General features: G+C 67.1%; 17 protein-coding genes. 14 read left to right on the top strand and 3 right to left on the bottom strand.

Translation table 11 applies throughout. The features are described from left to right. Position 1: 1 nt before the first annotated feature. The 11 genes from murD to DES47_RS20565 all read left to right on the top strand — a co-directional run bounded on the left by murD (position 2) and on the right by DES47_RS20565 (position 11,386). On the top strand, positions 2-1,738 hold the full coding sequence (murD, locus tag DES47_RS20610; protein ID WP_133702616.1) for a UDP-N-acetylmuramoyl-L-alanine--D-glutamate ligase: 1,737 nt from the start codon (positions 2-4) through the stop codon (positions 1,736-1,738). After that, on the top strand, positions 1,735-2,997 hold the full coding sequence (gene ftsW, locus DES47_RS20605; RefSeq protein WP_133702615.1) for a putative lipid II flippase FtsW: 1,263 nt from the start codon (positions 1,735-1,737) through the stop codon (positions 2,995-2,997). Before murD ends, ftsW begins: the two co-directional genes overlap by 4 nt. Further along, the gene (locus DES47_RS28815; RefSeq protein WP_166652104.1) at positions 2,994-3,164 is read left to right on the top strand and encodes a hypothetical protein; all 171 of its coding nucleotides are present in this window, start codon (positions 2,994-2,996) and stop codon (positions 3,162-3,164) included. The genes ftsW and DES47_RS28815 overlap by 4 nt, the downstream gene beginning before the upstream one ends. Then, positions 3,161-4,252, top strand: coding sequence for an undecaprenyldiphospho-muramoylpentapeptide beta-N-acetylglucosaminyltransferase (gene murG, locus DES47_RS20600; protein WP_133702614.1), 1,092 nt, complete (start codon positions 3,161-3,163; stop codon positions 4,250-4,252). The genes DES47_RS28815 and murG overlap by 4 nt, the downstream gene beginning before the upstream one ends. Further along, entirely contained in the window at positions 4,249-5,673 is a 1,425-nt protein-coding gene (gene murC / locus DES47_RS20595; RefSeq protein WP_133702613.1) for a UDP-N-acetylmuramate--L-alanine ligase, read from the top strand. Before murG ends, murC begins: the two co-directional genes overlap by 4 nt. Beyond that, positions 5,670-6,659, top strand: a complete 990-nt coding sequence (locus DES47_RS20590) for a D-alanine--D-alanine ligase (RefSeq protein ID WP_133702612.1) — start codon at positions 5,670-5,672, stop codon at positions 6,657-6,659. The genes murC and DES47_RS20590 overlap by 4 nt, the downstream gene beginning before the upstream one ends. Positions 6,660-6,669: 10 nt before the next feature. Beyond that, positions 6,670-7,503 carry a cell division protein FtsQ/DivIB gene (locus tag DES47_RS20585; RefSeq protein WP_133702611.1) on the top strand — a complete coding sequence of 278 codons (834 nt, stop codon included), beginning with the start codon at positions 6,670-6,672 and terminating at the stop codon, positions 7,501-7,503. A 6-nt stretch (positions 7,504-7,509) separates the two neighbouring features. Further along, entirely contained in the window at positions 7,510-8,739 is a 1,230-nt protein-coding gene (gene ftsA / locus DES47_RS20580) for a cell division protein FtsA (protein WP_133702610.1), read from the top strand. Positions 8,740-8,864: 125 nt separating this feature from the next. After that, complete coding sequence (ftsZ, locus tag DES47_RS20575; protein ID WP_133702609.1) at positions 8,865-10,079, top strand: cell division protein FtsZ; 1,215 nt, start codon at positions 8,865-8,867, stop codon at positions 10,077-10,079. Positions 10,080-10,236: 157 nt separating this feature from the next. Then, positions 10,237-11,172, top strand: a complete 936-nt coding sequence (gene lpxC / locus DES47_RS20570; protein WP_133702608.1) for a UDP-3-O-acyl-N-acetylglucosamine deacetylase — start codon at positions 10,237-10,239, stop codon at positions 11,170-11,172. 28 nt (positions 11,173-11,200) lie between these two features. After that, the gene (locus tag DES47_RS20565; RefSeq protein ID WP_133702607.1) at positions 11,201-11,386 is read left to right on the top strand and encodes a hypothetical protein; all 186 of its coding nucleotides are present in this window, start codon (positions 11,201-11,203) and stop codon (positions 11,384-11,386) included. A 1-nt stretch (position 11,387) separates the two neighbouring features. On the opposite strand, the gene DES47_RS20560 is transcribed toward DES47_RS20565, so the two are convergent. Genes DES47_RS20560 through DES47_RS20550 form a run of 3 tightly spaced genes read right to left on the bottom strand, consistent with a single transcriptional unit; the run spans position 11,388 to position 13,950 of the window. Beyond that, on the bottom strand, positions 11,388-12,218 hold the full coding sequence (locus tag DES47_RS20560) for a citryl-CoA lyase (protein ID WP_133702606.1): 831 nt from the start codon (positions 12,216-12,218) through the stop codon (positions 11,388-11,390). Beyond that, entirely contained in the window at positions 12,215-13,417 is a 1,203-nt protein-coding gene (locus tag DES47_RS20555; RefSeq protein WP_133702605.1) for a CaiB/BaiF CoA transferase family protein, read from the bottom strand. The genes DES47_RS20560 and DES47_RS20555 overlap by 4 nt, the downstream gene beginning before the upstream one ends. 32 nt (positions 13,418-13,449) lie before the next feature. Continuing rightward, on the bottom strand, positions 13,450-13,950 hold the full coding sequence (locus tag DES47_RS20550) for a DinB family protein (RefSeq protein WP_166652103.1): 501 nt from the start codon (positions 13,948-13,950) through the stop codon (positions 13,450-13,452). Between the two features lie 71 nt (positions 13,951-14,021). Here DES47_RS20550 and DES47_RS20545 point away from each other — a divergent pair, with 71 nt between their 5' ends. From DES47_RS20545 to DES47_RS20535, 3 genes are read left to right on the top strand one after another with little or no spacing between them, the layout of a single operon-like run. Beyond that, positions 14,022-14,363, top strand: coding sequence for an ArsR/SmtB family transcription factor (locus DES47_RS20545; protein WP_243748400.1), 342 nt, complete (start codon positions 14,022-14,024; stop codon positions 14,361-14,363). Next, entirely contained in the window at positions 14,347-14,835 is a 489-nt protein-coding gene (locus tag DES47_RS20540; RefSeq protein WP_133702603.1) for an SRPBCC family protein, read from the top strand. Before DES47_RS20545 ends, DES47_RS20540 begins: the two co-directional genes overlap by 17 nt. Further along, positions 14,832-15,716 carry a hypothetical protein gene (locus DES47_RS20535; protein ID WP_133702602.1) on the top strand — a complete coding sequence of 295 codons (885 nt, stop codon included), beginning with the start codon at positions 14,832-14,834 and terminating at the stop codon, positions 15,714-15,716. The genes DES47_RS20540 and DES47_RS20535 overlap by 4 nt, the downstream gene beginning before the upstream one ends. The last annotated feature ends 107 nt before the right edge of the window (positions 15,717-15,823 follow it).

Genomic DNA, 15,823 nt, shown 5'->3' with positions numbered 1-15,823 from the left:
CATGAAGCAGCTTCAAGACCTCAATGTCATGGTGCTCGGACTCGGCGAGTCCGGCCTTGCCATGGCGGCCTGGTGCGCCCGAAGCGGCGCCCGGGTGCAGGTCTGGGATTCGCGGGAGAACCCACCGCAGGCGACGGCCCTGGCCGAGAAGGTGCCCGCCGCCACACGCCTGAGCGGCGACTTTGCGGACAACGTTCTGCATGGCGTGCAGCTGCTGCTGAAGAGCCCGGGCCTGGCCCCCGGCGATGCCCGCATCGCGCCGCTGCTGGCCCAGGCCCGCGCTGCCGGCATACGCATCCAGGGCGAGCTGGAACTGTTCGCGCAGGCACTGGCCGACCTGAAGGCCGAGCGCCGCTACGCCCCGGCCGTGCTGGCCATCACCGGTACCAATGGCAAGACCACGACGACCTCGATGACGGCCCAGCTGGTGGCCCGCACCGGCAGGCGCGTGGCGATGGCCGGCAATATCGGGCCGACGATGCTGGACACGCTGGCCGCAGCGCTGGATATGGAGCCGGTGGTTGAGGTCGCGTCCGAGGTGTCGGCCGAGACTGTTGCCATTGAAGAGCCGGCCGAGGCGGACGAGGCCGTGCTTGAGGCGCCAATCGAAGAGGTGGCTGAGCCAGCAGCGGAACAGACCACGCTCGAAGCCGTCGATGCCTTGCTGGACGAGCCCCCGCTGCCGATCAAGCCGCCGCCGCCCAAGGCACCGGTGTTCGAGCATCTGCCCGAGGTCTGGGTGCTGGAGCTGTCCAGCTTCCAGCTTGATGGCGTGCAGGGTTTCGAGCCCACCGCGGGCACCGTGCTGAACATCACTCAGGACCATCTGGACTGGCATGGCGACATGGCGGCCTATATCGCCGCCAAGGCCCGCGTGTTCGGCGAGCAGGGCGTGATGGTCATCAATCGCGACGATCCACGGGTCGAGGCCCTGGTGCCTGCGCCGGTGATGGTCAAGGGCGGCCGTGGCCGGCCGACGCGTGCCGTGTCGCGCAAGCTGGTGCGCTTCGGCCTTGACGCGCCGGACCGCCCGGGCGACTTCGGTCTGGTCACCGAGAACGGCATGGCCTGGCTCGTGCGCGCACTGGAAGCGGATGAGACGATCAAACGTCGCAAGGATGATGACGAGGAAGAAATCATCATCCAGCGCCTGATGCCTGCCGATGCGCTGCGCGTGCGTGGCCGCCACAATGCCTCGAACGCGCTGGCCGCGCTGGCGCTGTGCAGCACCGCCGGCCTGCCGCTGGCGCCTATGCTGCATGGCCTGCGCGAGTACCGTGGCGAGCCGCACCGCGTCGAGCATGTCAACACCATTGATGGCGTGGATGCGATCGACGACAGCAAGGGCACCAATGTCGGCGCCACCGTCGCCGCGCTGACCGGCCTGGGCCAGGATCGCGCTCCGTCCAAGATCGTGATCATCCTCGGCGGCGACGGCAAGGGCCAGGACTTCAGTCCCCTCAGCGGCCCGGTCGCCCGTCATGCCCGCGCCGTGGCGCTGATCGGCCGCGATGCGGGTCAGATCGAAGCGGCCCTGGTCGATGCCGATGTGCCGCAGCAGCGCTTCGATGACCTGCCGGCCGCCACCACCTGGGCCTTCGAGCAGGCGCAAACCGGCGACTGCGTGCTGCTGAGCCCGGCCTGCGCCAGCCTGGACATGTTCCGCAACTACGCCCACCGCGCCGAGGTCTTTGTTGACGCGGTGCAGGCCATTGCCAACGAGCGGGGGTTGGCATGAGCTTTGCCACCGCCTTCAGCCTGAGCAGCCTGCGCGAGCGCTGGGCGAATCTGCTGAGCCGCGAGCCCAAGGCCGAGGTGCCGGTGCGCGACTGGGTCAGCGTATCGTCCGGGCAGTCCAGCAAGCTGCTGGGCTTCGATCAAACCCTGGTCTGGATCGTGCTGGCCTTGATGGCCTTGGGCTTGCTGATGGTCTATTCGGCCTCGGTGGCAATGCCGGACAACCCCCGCTTCTCGCGCTACACCGGCACCTACTTCCTTGGCCGCCATGCGGTGGCCGTGGGTCTGGCCATCGTGGCCGGGCTGGTGGTGGTGCAGGTGCCGATCAGCACCTGGGAGCGCTTCGCGCCGTGGATGTTCGTCGCGGCGCTCGTCCTGCTGGTGGCGGTGCTGATTCCCGGCGTGGGCAAGGTGGTCTATGGCGCGCGCCGCTGGATTCCGCTGGGCGTGATGAACTTCCAGCCCAGCGAGCTGGCCAAGCTGGCCATGGCCATGTATGCCGCCAGCTATATGGTGCGCAAGATGGATCTGAAGGAGAACTTCTTCCGCGCCACCTACCCGATGGCCATCGCGCTGGGTGTGGTGGGGGTATTGCTGCTGGCCGAGCCTGACATGGGAGCCTTCATGGTCATCGCGGCGATCGCGATGGGCATACTGTTCCTCGGCGGTGTCAACGGCCGCATGTTCCTGCTGATCTCCACCGTGCTGGTTGGCGCCTTCGTGCTGATGATCTCGCTCAGCGATTGGCGGCGCGAGCGCATCTTTGCCTATCTGAATCCCTGGGACGAGCGCTACGCCCAGGGCAAGGCCTACCAGCTGACCCACTCGCTGATCGCCTTTGGACGGGGCGAGTTCTTCGGCCAGGGCCTGGGCGGCAGCATCGAGAAGCTGCACTACCTGCCCGAGGCCCATACCGACTTTCTGCTGGCCGTGATCGGCGAGGAGCTGGGCTTTGTCGGCGTGGCCATCGTCATCGTGGCCTTCTTCTGGCTGTCACGGCGGCTGTTCCACATCGGCCGCCAGGCGATCGCGCTGGACCGTGTGTTTGCCGGCCTGATGGCCCAGGGCGTGGGCATCTGGATGGGCGGCCAGGCCTTCATCAATATGGGCGTGAACCTGGGCGTGCTGCCGACCAAGGGCCTGACCCTGCCGCTGATGAGCTATGGCGGTTCGGCCATCCTGATGAACTGTGTGGCGTTGGCCATCGTGGTCAGGATCGACATCGAGAACAGACAGATGATGCGGGGGGGCAGGGCATGAGCTTGCGCGAACTCGCATTGAGTCTGGCCGATGATCTGGCGGAACTGGTGAAGGCGCTGGGCCTGCTGGCCACGGCGCAGTCGCGCGATTTCGAAGCGCGCAAGCAGTACGGCCCGCGCAAGCCGCGCCGCAGCCTGCGCGCCGAAGCCAAGAGGGTCAAGTCATGACCAGTCGTCATCTGGTCATCATGGCGGCTGGCACCGGCGGCCACATCATCCCGGGCCTGGCCGTGGCCGAGGAGATGCAGCGCCGCGGCTGGACGGTCAGCTGGCTGGGCACCTCCCACGGCATGGAGAACAAGCTCGTGCCGCCCAGCGGCATCAGCATGGACAGCCTCCAGTTCAGCGGCCTGCGCGGCAAGGGTCTGCTGCACACGCTGAAGGGTTTTGGCAAGCTGCTGAAGGCCTTTGTCGACAGCGCGGCCATCCTGCGCAAGCGTTCGGCCGACGCGGTGCTGGGCATGGGCGGCTATGTCTGCTTCCCCGGCGGACTGATGGCCTGGCTGCTGCGCCGCCCGCTGATGCTGGTCAATGCCGACGCCAGCCTGTTGATGAGCAACAGCAGCCTTCGCCCCTTTGCCCGGCGCATCGGCTTCGGCTTCGACGGGGCGGCCGCAGCAAGCACGGCCAAGGCCGTCGTCACCGGCAACCCGGTGCGCAGCGAGATCGAGGCGATCGCCGCCCCTGAACAGCGCTACGAAGGCCGTCACGGCCCGCTGCGCGTGTTGGTGGTCGGTGGCTCGCTGGGCGCACAGGCCCTGAACGACTGCCTGCCCAAGGCCCTGGCGCTGTGGCCGCAGGTCGAGCGGCCCTGGGTCACGCACCAGACCGGCGCCGGCAACTTCGACGCCGTCAATGCCGCCTATGCCGCGGCCGGTGTGCAGGCCGAGGTCATACCCTTCATCGACGATATGGCCAAGGCCCTGACCGAGTGCGACCTGGTCGTCTGCCGCGCCGGTGCGGTGACGGTCAGCGAGCTGTGCGCGGCTGGCGTGCCGGCGGTGCTGGTGCCCCTGGTCGTCAGCACCACCTCGCACCAGCGCGACAACGCCAGATTCATGGCCCAGCACGGCGCGGCCATCCATCTGCCGCAGAACGAGCTGAGCCCGCAGCGCCTGTTCGAGTTGCTGAGCAAGCTGGACCGCTCTGCCTTGACGGCGATGGGCCTCAAGGCCCATGCGCTGGCCCGGCCCCGCGCCGCCGCCCGGGTGGCCGACGAGATAGAGAAAATGATCGAGCAAAGGACAAGGCCATGAAGCATGCGGTCAAGCGCATCCACTTCGTCGGCATCGGCGGCGCAGGCATGAGCGGCATTGCCGAGATCCTGCACAACCTGGGCTATGCCGTGTCCGGTTCGGACCAGAGCGACAGCGCCACCTCGCAGCGCCTGGCCTCGCTGGGCATACGCGTGCACATCGGCCACGATGCCGCTCACATTGCCGGCGCACAGGCGGTGGTCACGTCCACGGCCGTGAAGCAGGACAACCCCGAGGTGACGGCCGCCCGTGCCGCCCGCGTGCCGGTCGTGCCCCGCGCGGTGATGCTGGCCGAGCTGATGCGCCTCAAGCGCGGCATTGCCATCGCCGGCACGCACGGCAAGACGACGACGACTTCGTTGGTGACCAGCGTGCTGGCTGAAGCCGAGCTCGACCCGACCTTTGTCATCGGCGGCATGCTCAACAGCGCCGGCGCCAATTCGCGCCTCGGCTCGGGCGAGTACATCGTCGTCGAGGCCGATGAGTCGGACGCATCGTTCCTGAACCTGCTGCCGGTGCTGGCCGTCGTCACCAATATCGACGCCGACCATATGGAGACCTATGGCCATGACTTCGCCAGGCTGAAGCAGGCCTTTGTCGAATTCCTGCACCGTATGCCCTTCTACGGTTCGGCCATCATGTGCGGCGACGATCCGGGCGTGCGCTCGATACTGCCGATGTTGTCGCGTCCGGTCGTCACCTACGGCTTCGGCGACGACGTGCAGGTGCGCGCGGTCGATGTGCAGGCGCTGCCTGGCGGCCAGATGCGCTTCACCGTGCAGCGCCGCGAGTTGAGCGACAGCGGCACGACGCTGCCCGATCTGGACGTGACCCTGAATCTGGCCGGCTCGCACAATGTGCTGAATGCGCTGGCTGCGATCTGCGTGGCCGCCGAGCTGGAGCTGCCCGATGCGCCGATGCTGAAGGCACTGGCCGGCTTTGCCGGCGTCGGTCGCCGCTTCCAGCGCTATGGCGAGCTGCCGGCGGCCGGTGGCGGCACGTTCACGCTGATCGACGACTACGGCCATCATCCGGTCGAGATGGCGGCCGTGCTGTCCGCCGCCCGCGGGGCCTTCCCTGGCCGGCGCCTGGTGCTGGCGTTTCAACCCCATAGGTACACCCGCACTCGGGACTGCTTCGAAGACTTCGTCAAGGTCATGTCCAGCGCCGACAGCGTGCTGCTGACCGAGGTCTATTCGGCCGGCGAGGCGGCTATCGTGGCGGCCGATGGCCGCAGCCTGGCCCGTGCGCTGCGCGTGGCCGGCAAGGTCGAGCCTATCTTTGTCGATGAGGTGAGCGCGATGCCGCAGGCTATTTGCCAGCACGCGCGTGACGGCGATGTGGTGATTGCCATGGGCGCCGGCAATATGGGCGGCGTGCCGGCCCAGGTGGTGAACATGTTGAGGGGGCAGGGCGCATGAAGCTCGATCTGAATATTGATGTCAAGGCGCTGGGCAAGGTGGCCGTGCTGATGGGCGGCACCTCGGCCGAGCGCGAGGTGTCCAAGACCATGTCTGGCCCCGGCGTGCTCAAGGCCTTGCTGAGCCTGGGTGTCGATGCCCACGCATTCGACCCGGCCGAGCGCGAGCTGGTCGAACTCAAGCATGAGGGCTTCGACCGCTGCTTCATCGCCCTGCATGGCCGGCATGGCGAAGATGGCACGGTGCAGGGTGCGCTGGAGCTGCTGGGCATTCCCTACACCGGCTCAGGCGTGATGGCCTCCAGCATCGCGATGGACAAGATCATGACCAAGCGCCTGTGGCTGGCCGATGGCCTGCCGACGCCGCGCTATGTGAAGCTTGCGGCCGATCAGCAGACCCGCGAGCACACCCGCGCCGTGCCCGACGAACTGGGCCTGCCGCTGTTCGTCAAGCCGCCGCACGAGGGCTCGTCGATGGGGGCCACAAAAGTCGTTGGCTACTCGCAAATGCAGGAGGCCGTGGCCCTTGCGGCCCGCTACGATAGCGAGGTGCTGTGCGAGGAGTTCATTGATGGCGACGAATTGACTTGCCCGGTGCTGGGTGAGGGCTTGAACGCCGTCGTGCTGCCCGTGGTCCGCATCCAGGCGCCGGCAGGCAATTACGACTATCAGAACAAGTATTTCACCGACAGCACGCGCTACCTCTGCCCGAGCGGCCTGCCGGCTGAAGAGGAGCAGGAAATCCAGCGCATCGTGCTAGCTGCCTACCTCTCGCTGGGCTGTCGCGGCTGGGGCCGTGCCGACATCATGCTGCGCGCGAGCGACCGCAAGCCCTTCCTGCTCGAGATGAACACCTCGCCGGGCATGACCTCGCATTCGCTGGTGCCGATCTCGGCCAAGGCCGCCGGCCTGAGCTACGAGCAGCTGTGCCTGTGGCTGCTGGCCCATGCCAGCCTCGATTCGGCCCAGACCCAGAACCCGCACTGAACGAACAGCCATGCGCGCCGCCACCTCCACCCATGACATCCAGCTGCCGCCCGACGTGCGGCTGATGAATGGCGTGTCGGCGCTGCTGTTCACCCTGATCGCCGTCGCCCTGCTGGCGCTGTTGATGAGCTGGGTGGCGCGTCTGCCGGTGTTCGGCCTGCGCGCCATCAAGGTGGACGGCGAGGTCTCGCGCAACAGCGTGGCTTCGCTGCGCGCCAATGCCTTGCCGCGGCTGCAGGGCAATTTCTTCACGATGAATCTGGCCGCCGGCCGCGAGGCCTTCGAGGCGGTGCCCTGGGTGCGGCATGCGGTGGTGCAGCGGGTCTGGCCCAATCGCCTGGTGGTCAGCCTCGAAGAACACCATGCCGCCGCCCTGTGGGAGGGCAAGGTCGAGGGGGCCAACGCCGACAGCGAGGCCACCGAAGAGAGCCTGCTGGTCAATACCCAGGGCGAGGTGTTCCAGGCCAATCTGGGCGATGTCGAGGACGAGAAGCTGCCGGTGCTGTCGGGCCCGCAGGGCACGGCGCCGCATATGTTGTCGCTGTGGCGGCGCGTGAACGAGGCAGTGGCGCCGCTGGAAGACAGCGTCGAGCGGCTGGACCTGTCGGGCCGCGGCTCCTGGCGCATCAAGATGGAACGCGGCGCGGTGGTCGAGCTGGGTCGCGGCAGTGACGACGAGGTGTTGCAGCGCCTGACGCAGTTTGTTCGCACGGTGACGCAGATCACCTCGCAGTATCAGCGGCCTCTGCTGTCCGCCGATCTGCGCCATGCCGATGGCTATGCCGTGCAGCTGCGCGGCGTGTCCACCACAACGGGCCCGGTAGTGCCCGTCAAGAAACGTTGAGGATTTATGGCCAAGGAATATAAGGATTTGGTCGTCGGCTTGGACATTGGCACCGCCAAGGTGATGGCCGTCGTGGCCGAGGTCATGCCCTCCGGCGAGCTGCGCATCGCGGGCTTGGGCGTGGCGCCCTCGCATGGCCTGAAGCGCGGCGTGGTGGTGAATATCGACGCCACCGTGCAGTCGATACAGCAGGCCTTGAAAGAGGCCGAGATGATGGCCGACTGCAAGATCAGCCGCGTCTATACCGGCATCACCGGCAGCCATATCCGCGGCCAGAACTCGACCGGCATGGTGATCGTGCGCGACAAGGAGGTCACGCCGGTCGATGTGGCCCGCGTCGTCGAGACGGCCAAGGCGATCAATATCCCCAACGACCAGCGTTTGCTGCTGGTCGAGCCGCAGGAGTTCGTGATCGACGGCCACGAGGTCAAGGAGCCCATCGGCATGAGCGGCGGGCGCCTGGAGGTCAAGGTCCACATCGTCACCGGCGCGCAGAGCGCGGCCGAGAACATCGTCAAGTGCGTGCGTCGCTGCGGCCTCGAGGTCGACCAGCTGGTGCTGAACCCCAGCGCCTCCAGCCTGGCTGCACTGACCGATGACGAGCGCGATCTCGGTGTGGCCATCGTCGACATCGGCGCCGGCACCACCGATGTGGCCATTTTCACCGGCGGTGCGATACGCCACACGGCGGTGATACCGATCGCCGGTGACCTGATCACCAGCGATATCGCGATGGCCCTGCGCACGCCGACCAAGGATGCCGAGGAGATCAAGGTCGAGTACGGCGTGGCCAAGCAGTTGCTGGCCGACCCCAGCGATCAAGTCGAGGTGCCAGGTCTTGGCGACCGAGCGCCGCGCATGCTCAGCCGCCAGGCGCTGGCCGGTGTGATCGAGCCGCGCGTCGAGGAGATCTTCTCGCTGGTGCAGCAGGTCATTCGCGAGAGCGGCTACGAAGAGCTGCTGTCGTCCGGCATCGTGCTGACCGGCGGCTCGGCGGTGATGCCGGGCATGGTCGAACTGGCCGAAGACATCTTTTTGAAGCCGGTGCGGCGGGGCAACCCGACCTACAGCGGCGCTCTGTTTGACATGGTGTCCAACCCGAGGTCCGCCACCGTGATGGGCCTGCTGGAAGAAGCCCGACTGGCCCGCACGCGCGGCCACAAGGCGGCCCAGCAGGCCGGTTCGGTGAAGACCCTGTTTGGACGTTTGAAGGATTGGTTTCTAGGTAACTTCTAAGTGACCTGGAAGCTTGTAGAAGAGAGCTCAAGTCGTTGGAGAAACGACGAAGAAGCTCAAAGAATGGGCGTAAGCCCGATAGTTTTTTTCAGTGGCAGCTGCACAATCGACCTAGGAGGTTCCATATGGCGATCGAAATGATCGAAGAGTTTGACCAAGGCACTCAGATCAAGGTCATCGGCGTGGGCGGCGGCGGAGGCAATGCCGTCGAACACATGATCAACCAGGGCGTTCAAGGCGTGGAGTTCGTTTGCGCGAACACCGATGCCCAGGCGCTGAACCGATCGAGCGCGCACCAGCTGATTCAGCTGGGCACCTCGGGTCTCGGCGCTGGCGCCAAGCCCGAAGCCGGCCGCGCTGCTGCAGAGGAAGCCGAGCAACGCATACGTGACGCCATCACCGGCGCCAATATGCTGTTCATCACCGCCGGCATGGGCGGTGGCACCGGTACCGGTGCGGCTCCGGTGATCGCGCGCGTGGCCAAGGAAATGGGCATCCTGACCGTCGGCGTGGTGACCAAGCCCTTCGACTTCGAGGGCGGCCGTCGCACCAAGGCGGCCGATGCCGGCCTGGCCGAGCTGGAAGCGAATGTGGACTCGCTGATCGTCGTGCTGAACGACAAGCTGCTGGACGTGCTGGGTGATGACGTCACGCAGGACCAGGCCTTCGCCCATGCGAACGATGTGCTGAAGAACGCCGTCGGCGGCATCAGCGACATCATCCACATCCCTGGCCTGGTCAACGTCGACTTCGAAGACGTCAAGACGGTGATGAGCGAGCCCGGCAAGGCAATGATGGGCACGGCGCAGGCCGGTGGCCCGGACCGGGCCACCAAGGCGGCAGAGGCGGCAGTGGCCTGCCCGCTGCTGGAAGGCATCGATCTGTCCGGCGCGCGTGGCGTGCTGGTGCTGATCGCCGCCGGTCGCTCGACCTTCAAGCTGGCCGAAAGCCGCAATGCGATGAATACGATCCGTCGCTATGCGGCCGACGACGCCCATGTGATCTACGGCACGGCCTATGACGAATCGCTGGGCGACCAGCTGCGCGTCACGGTGATTGCCACCGGTCTGACCCAGGCCAAGCGCATGCAGGCGCCGCTGAGCGTGGTCCAGCCGCAGGTCAATCTGCGCACCGGCACCGACAATCTGCCTGTGCTGAACCAGCCGGTGGGCCACTTCCAGCCGGCGCCGCCGCCGATGAGCAGCAATGACTTCGCCGGCATGAGCGTGCCCAGCGTCTGGCGCCATGGCCGCACGGCCGCGGCCAAGGTCGAGGCGCTGTCCAGCAATGGTATGGACGAGATCGAGATCCCGGCCTTTCTGCGCAAGCAGGCTGATTAAACGGGCTCAACCGGCGCGGGCGGCTGCCATCGCCCGCTGACCTGACTCCTGATGGTCTTGAAGGCCCCGCAGAACCTGAGGTTCTGCGGGACGCTTTTGCTGGGCACTCGATGACCCCATCGCGGCGCAGACGCACCGAATCGCCGACAATCCCCCCATGCTGCAGCAACGAACCCTGAAGTCCCTGACCCGCGCCGTCGGCGTGGGCGTGCACAGCGGGCAGAAGGTCGAGCTGACCCTGCGCCCGGCGCCGCCCGACGCCGGCATCGTGTTCCGCCGCGTCGATCTGCCCACGCCGGTGGAGATCAAGGTCGATGCCTATGCCGTCTGCGACACGCGGCTGGCCACGACGATCTCGCCCGGCGGCGACCCGGGTGGTGCCAAGGTGCAGACCATCGAGCATCTGCTGTCTGCCGCCAGCGGCCTGGGCCTGGACAATCTCTATGTGGACATCACCGCCGAGGAGGTGCCCATACTCGACGGCTCGGCGGCCAGCTTTGTGTTCCTGCTGCAAAGCGCCGGAATTGCCTTGCAGAACGCGCCGCGCCGCTTTCTGCGCGTGCTCAAGAGCGTGGAGATTCGTGAAGGCGAGGGGGCAGGCCTGAAGTGGGCGCGGCTCGATCCCTTCCATGGCTACACCCTGAATTTCGAGATCGAATTCGACCACCCGGCCGTCAACGCCACCGGCCAGCAGGTGTTGTTCGATATGGGCTCGGGCCTGTACAAGCGCGAGATCGCCCGCGCCCGCACCTTCGGCTTCACCAAGGACGTGGAAATGATGCGCTCGCGCGGCCTGGGTCTCGGCGGCAGCATGGACAACGTCGTCGTCATCGATGACTACAAGGTGCTGAATGCCGAAGGCCTGCGCTACGACGACGAGATCGTCAAGCACAAGATCCTCGACGCCATTGGCGACATGCATGTGCTGGGCCATCCGCTGCTGGCCGCCTACCATGCGTTCAAGAGCGGCCACGCCTTGAACAACAAGCTGCTGCGCAAGCTGCTGGCCGAGCCGAGTGCCTACGAGATCGTCACCTTCGACGACGAGACCCTGGCGCCGCGCGGCTTTGCCGAGCTGGCGCCTGCCTGGTGATCACCAAACTCCCTGAGGGCTGCACCCCATGATGCTGTTCCGCGTCGTCTTCGGCCTGCTGCTGCTCGCCGGCCTGCTGTGCTTTGCCATGTATATCGCCACCAGCCGGCCGATCTGGCGCCAGCGTGGGCTGGTGGTCGTGAAGTGGGCGGTGCTGGCCGGCCTGGGCTTTTTCGGCGTGCTGATACTGGAACGGCTGGCGGTGATGCTCTAGCTCAGCGCTCCGGCACCTCACGTTTCTCCGGCCCGTCATAAGTCCAGATCAGATCGCGCGGAATCGGCCCCTTGTTGCGGCCGCCCTGCTGGGTCTGCTCCCAGGCATGGGCCAGTATGCCCACCGAGCGCGACAGGCAGAACAGGCCGCGTGCCAGCGGGGCCGGAAAACCCAGTTCGGCATAGATCACGGCGGTGGCGCCATCGATATTCATCGGTATGCGCCGGCCATCCTTGCGCCGCGCCAGCTCGTCCTCGATGGCCTGGGCGATCAAGGCAAAACGCCCGCTGACGGCGCCGGCCGCGGCGGCCTCGGCCACCAAGGCCAGCAGGCGCGGCGCGCGCGGATCGACTGGGTGGAAGCGGTGGCCAAAGCCCGACACGAACTTGCCGTGCAGGGCGATGGCCTCATCAAGGCCCAAGGCCGCGGCAGCTTCAAGCGTCGCACCCGCGTCGATGCGTGCCGCCACCGCCTGATACAGCGCCACCGCCTGCTCGCCGGCACCGCCATGGACATCACCCAGCACATTGACGGCCGAGGCCATCGCGTTGTTCAGGCCGACGCCGCAGGTCGCGGCCATGCGCGCGATGGCGATGCTGGGCGCTTGCGGGCCGTGGTCGACGGCGGCCACCAGGGCTGCTTCGAGCAGACGCGCCTGGGCCGCGCCGGGCAGTTCGCCGCGCGTCATCAGCCAGATCATCTGCGCGAAGCTGACCTGGCCGGTCAGCTGCTCGATGGGATAGCCGAAGTAGCGGATCTCGCCCGGCGCCATGTCGATGATGGAGGTGCGCCACCAATCGCGCGAGGGCTGCTGGCTGTCGTCGAGGCTCATACCGCCTGCTCCTGTTTCAATGCCGCAATGGCCGCAACGTCATAACCCAGCTCGGCCAATATCTCGTCGCTGTGCTGGCCCAGTGTCGGCGGCGGCGTGGCCACCGAGGGCGCCTCGCCATTGAGCTTGAAGCCGGTGCGCAGCAGGCGGATGTCGCGGCCGACCCCGGGCGCATCGGCAAATTCGGCCACCATGCCGCGATCGGCGATCTGCGCGTGGGCCAGGGCCTGCGGCACGGTGTAGACCGGGCCGGCCGGCACGCCGGCTTCGTTGAGCCGTTGCCACCAATGCTCGGCCGAGCCGCCCTGCATGGCGGCCTCGATCAAGGCCTTCAGCGCGGCCCGGTGCTGCAGCCGGCCCTGGCGCTCGGCAAAGCGCGGGTCGGTGATCAATTCCGGCAGGCCCAGCACCCGACACACGGCCTCGAACTGTTCCTGCTTGTTGGCGGCGATGTTCAGCAGGCCGTCACCGGTGCGGAAGGTACCCGAGGGGCTGGCCGTGACGTTCTCGTTGCCCATGGGCTGCGGCGCCTGGCCGGCCACCAGGTAGTTGGACACGGCCCAGCCCATCGTCGCCATCGCCGCCTCCAGCATCGACACATCGATGAAGACGCCGGCGCTGCGCCGCTTGTCGGCGAGGGCCGAGGCCACGGCAAAGGCGGCGGTGATGCCGCCAATGGTGTCGGCGACGGGATAGCCGACGCGCAGCGGCGCCGAGCCTGCGTCGCCGGTGATGCTCATCACGCCGCTCATGCCCTGGATGATCTGGTCATAAGCCGGCAGATCGCGCAGCGGCCCGCTCTGACCAAAACCCGAGATCGCGCAGTAGATCAGCGTCGGCCGCTCCAGCAGCAAGGCCTCGTAGCCGAGGCCCAGGCGGTCCATCACGCCGGGGCGGAAGTTCTCCACCAGCACATTGGCGGTGCGTACCAGTCGGCGCAGCACCGCCTTGGCGCTGTCTTTCTTGAGGTTCAGGGTGATCGAGCGCTTGCCCGGGTTCTGGGCCAGAAAGGACACGCCCATATGCCTGCGGTTCAGCTCCGCATCTGCCCCCAGCTGCCGCGCCAGATCGCCGCCCTCGCGGGCCTCGACCTTGATCACATCGGCGCCCATATGGGCGAGCTGGTGGCAGCAGAACGGGCCGGCCAGCACATTGGTGAGGTCGAGCACGCGTATGCCCTGAAGAGGTTGAAAGGCCATGACGACAACCGGAAGTTATGCGTCGGATTAGATCACCCGCTCGCCAGCAGGGCCTCGATCTCGCCCAGATGCTCGGCGTCATGGGCGACCATGCCTTTCACCAGCGACCACAGCGTCACGACACCGAAGCCGCCGAAGATGCCAAGGCGCTGCGTGTTGCCGGCGAGGTGGTCGCGCAGCAGCGCCACATTGGCCCGCCGCTGGCGGCAGAACAGGTCCAGGGCAAGGGCCAGGTCTTGCTGCTGGTAGCGGCGGGTCTCGGCCAGCGTGCTGCCATCAATCTCCTGCAATTCCGGCAGGTCCTCGCCCAGCACGCGGGCGATGCGCAGCGTGTAGCCCTCGAGCTCGATATCGCGCAGGTGGCAGACCTGCTCGGTGAGCGAGAACAGGGCGCCGCCATGGCGCTCCAGCCGCTGCAGCGGTGGACAGCGCTGTGCAGCAGCGCTCAGGCGATCCGGCATCGCTTGCAGGGCGTCCAGGCAGGCGAGGAGTTCGGCGGACGTGGGCTTGGCATCGGAAGCGGGTGTGTTCATCGCGGCTTTGTGTTGACTGGTAACCATGTGGTTACGGTATCATTGCGTCAAAACGCCACCGGACGCAAGCCTTGAGCGAACAAATCCAGCACGAGCCGCCGCAGTCGGCCTTTCAGGCGCTGGCCGATCCGACGCGCCAGGCGATCCTGAATCTGCTGGCCCAGGAGCGCCTGCATGTCGACGAGTTGGCAACGCGCTTTCCGATCAGCCGACCGGCCATTTCCAAGCACCTGCGCCTGTTGAAAGAGGCCGGTCTGGTGCTGGAGGTGCGCGAGGGCCGGCGCAACTACTACGGCGTCAATCTGCAGCGGCTGCGGGAGCTTGAGCTCTGGCTGGCCGAGCAGCGACGCCTGTGGAACAGCAGCCTGGGCCGCATGAAGCGTGCGCTGGAAAAGGATGACGGCCGTGCTTGAGTCGGGTGCCCACGTCGAGCTCAACGGCCTGGTGATCGAGGGCCAGGTCTGGATAGCCTCCAGTCCGGCCCGCGTGTTCGAGGCACTGACCACGCCGGCCTGGCTGGCCGCCTGGTGGGGCGATGACAGCAGCTATACCAGCAGCAACTGGCAGATCGCGGCCGAGCCAGGCACGCGCTGGTGTTGCGACATCCACACCCGCAATGGCGCGCGCCATGGCCTGTCCGGTGAGGTGCTGGATGCCCGTCCGGCCGAGCGGCTGAGCCTGTCCTGGCAGCCCAGCTGGCTGGCGCCGCCGCCCACCGAGGTGCACTTCGAGCTGGAGGCACAGGCCGGCGGCACCTTGCTGAGTCTCAGGCACGAGGGCTTTCGCCCCGACTTCAGCGGCCGCGACACCCATCACGCCGGCTGGCCCTGGGTGCTGCAGTGGCTGGTCAGACAGTTCCCGCCCAATAAGGAGGATTGCCGATGACGACAACTTTGCGCACCTGGCTGGACCAGTCCTGGGACCAGCATCCCGATCAGCCCCAGGCGCTGGCCGACCGCCTGGCCGAGGCCATCGCCCTGCTTGACGATGGCACCGCGCCGGCCGAGGAGCTGGCACGGTTTGGCGAGCACCTGCTGCTGGGCCATCTGGACCAGGCCCAGGCGTTGCGCGACTTCATCGCTGCGATGCAGCCCGTCGCCGGTCGAGACGAGGCAGTGGCCCGCGTGCTGCAGCGCGCAGCGCTGGGTCTGGTGCTGGCCGGTCACGGCGAGGGGCCGGGGCCTGAGCTGCCCGCCGATGAGCAGCTGCGCGCGCTGGGGCAGGCGATGCTGGCCCATACCCGCCGTGCCGACCGATCAGGGGCCCAAGCCTTGTTGGACCGGGCCCAGTCGTTGGCTGCCCAGGCGAACGAGCTCAAGTGCTGGCGTGCGCTGGCCATCGTCACCAACAACCTGGCGGGCGATCTGCGCTATTACCGTGAGCAGGCCACAGCCGCAGCCGACCCGCAGGCCGATGCGCTGATGCTGAAGGCCGCGGCGCTGGCGCGCACCCACTGGGCCACCGTCGGCGGCTGGATGGAGGTTGAGCGGGCCGACTACCAGCTTGCCCTGTGCCATGCCGCAGCCGGGCAGGGGGAGCAGGCGCTGCAGCATGCCCAGGCCTGTCTGGCCGGCTGCGAGGCCAACGGTGCAGACGCCTATGAGCTGTTCTTTGCCCATGAGGCGCTGGCCCTTGCCCAGGCGGCGCTGCTGCGCCAGCAACGTGCGCTGATGCGAGCCTGTCTGCCCGGCATTGACGATCAGTCGTCCAGGGCCTACGCCGAGGCCACACTCGCCAGGCTGGAGGCAGGCATCAGCAAGGTTTAGGGCGATTCAGGGTTTGTCCCCGCTATAGCAGCCCTTGCCGTCCCGGACACTGGACCGGCCGAGCGCTGATTTCGCTGATTTCGTCGATATCGCCATGCGCCGGCCCA

The sequence above is a fragment of the Roseateles toxinivorans genome (genome assembly GCF_004362525.1).
Classification (GTDB): domain Bacteria; phylum Pseudomonadota; class Gammaproteobacteria; order Burkholderiales; family Burkholderiaceae_C; genus Paucibacter; species Paucibacter toxinivorans.
The sequence above is the reverse complement of the archived record's forward strand: the minus strand, read 5'-3'. Positions and strand labels throughout refer to the sequence as shown.

Excerpts from the sequence above, each read along its gene's own strand:
- murD (WP_133702616.1), top strand. The coding sequence starts at position 2 with ATGAAGCAGCTTCAAGACCTCAATGTCATGGTGCTCGGACTCGGCGAG.
- ftsW (WP_133702615.1), top strand. The coding sequence starts at position 1,735 with ATGAGCTTTGCCACCGCCTTCAGCCTGAGCAGCCTGCGCGAGCGCTGG.
- DES47_RS28815 (WP_166652104.1), top strand. The coding sequence starts at position 2,994 with ATGAGCTTGCGCGAACTCGCATTGAGTCTGGCCGATGATCTGGCGGAA.
- murG (WP_133702614.1), top strand. The coding sequence starts at position 3,161 with ATGACCAGTCGTCATCTGGTCATCATGGCGGCTGGCACCGGCGGCCAC.
- murC (WP_133702613.1), top strand. The coding sequence starts at position 4,249 with ATGAAGCATGCGGTCAAGCGCATCCACTTCGTCGGCATCGGCGGCGCA.
- DES47_RS20590 (WP_133702612.1), top strand. The coding sequence starts at position 5,670 with ATGAAGCTCGATCTGAATATTGATGTCAAGGCGCTGGGCAAGGTGGCC.
- DES47_RS20585 (WP_133702611.1), top strand. The coding sequence starts at position 6,670 with ATGCGCGCCGCCACCTCCACCCATGACATCCAGCTGCCGCCCGACGTG.
- ftsA (WP_133702610.1), top strand. The coding sequence starts at position 7,510 with ATGGCCAAGGAATATAAGGATTTGGTCGTCGGCTTGGACATTGGCACC.
- ftsZ (WP_133702609.1), top strand. The coding sequence starts at position 8,865 with ATGGCGATCGAAATGATCGAAGAGTTTGACCAAGGCACTCAGATCAAG.
- lpxC (WP_133702608.1), top strand. The coding sequence starts at position 10,237 with ATGCTGCAGCAACGAACCCTGAAGTCCCTGACCCGCGCCGTCGGCGTG.
- DES47_RS20565 (WP_133702607.1), top strand. The coding sequence starts at position 11,201 with ATGATGCTGTTCCGCGTCGTCTTCGGCCTGCTGCTGCTCGCCGGCCTG.
- DES47_RS20560 (WP_133702606.1), bottom strand. The coding sequence starts at position 12,218 with ATGAGCCTCGACGACAGCCAGCAGCCCTCGCGCGATTGGTGGCGCACC.
- DES47_RS20555 (WP_133702605.1), bottom strand. The coding sequence starts at position 13,417 with ATGGCCTTTCAACCTCTTCAGGGCATACGCGTGCTCGACCTCACCAAT.
- DES47_RS20550 (WP_166652103.1), bottom strand. The coding sequence starts at position 13,950 with ATGAACACACCCGCTTCCGATGCCAAGCCCACGTCCGCCGAACTCCTC.
- DES47_RS20540 (WP_133702603.1), top strand. The coding sequence starts at position 14,347 with ATGACGGCCGTGCTTGAGTCGGGTGCCCACGTCGAGCTCAACGGCCTG.
- DES47_RS20535 (WP_133702602.1), top strand. The coding sequence starts at position 14,832 with ATGACGACAACTTTGCGCACCTGGCTGGACCAGTCCTGGGACCAGCAT.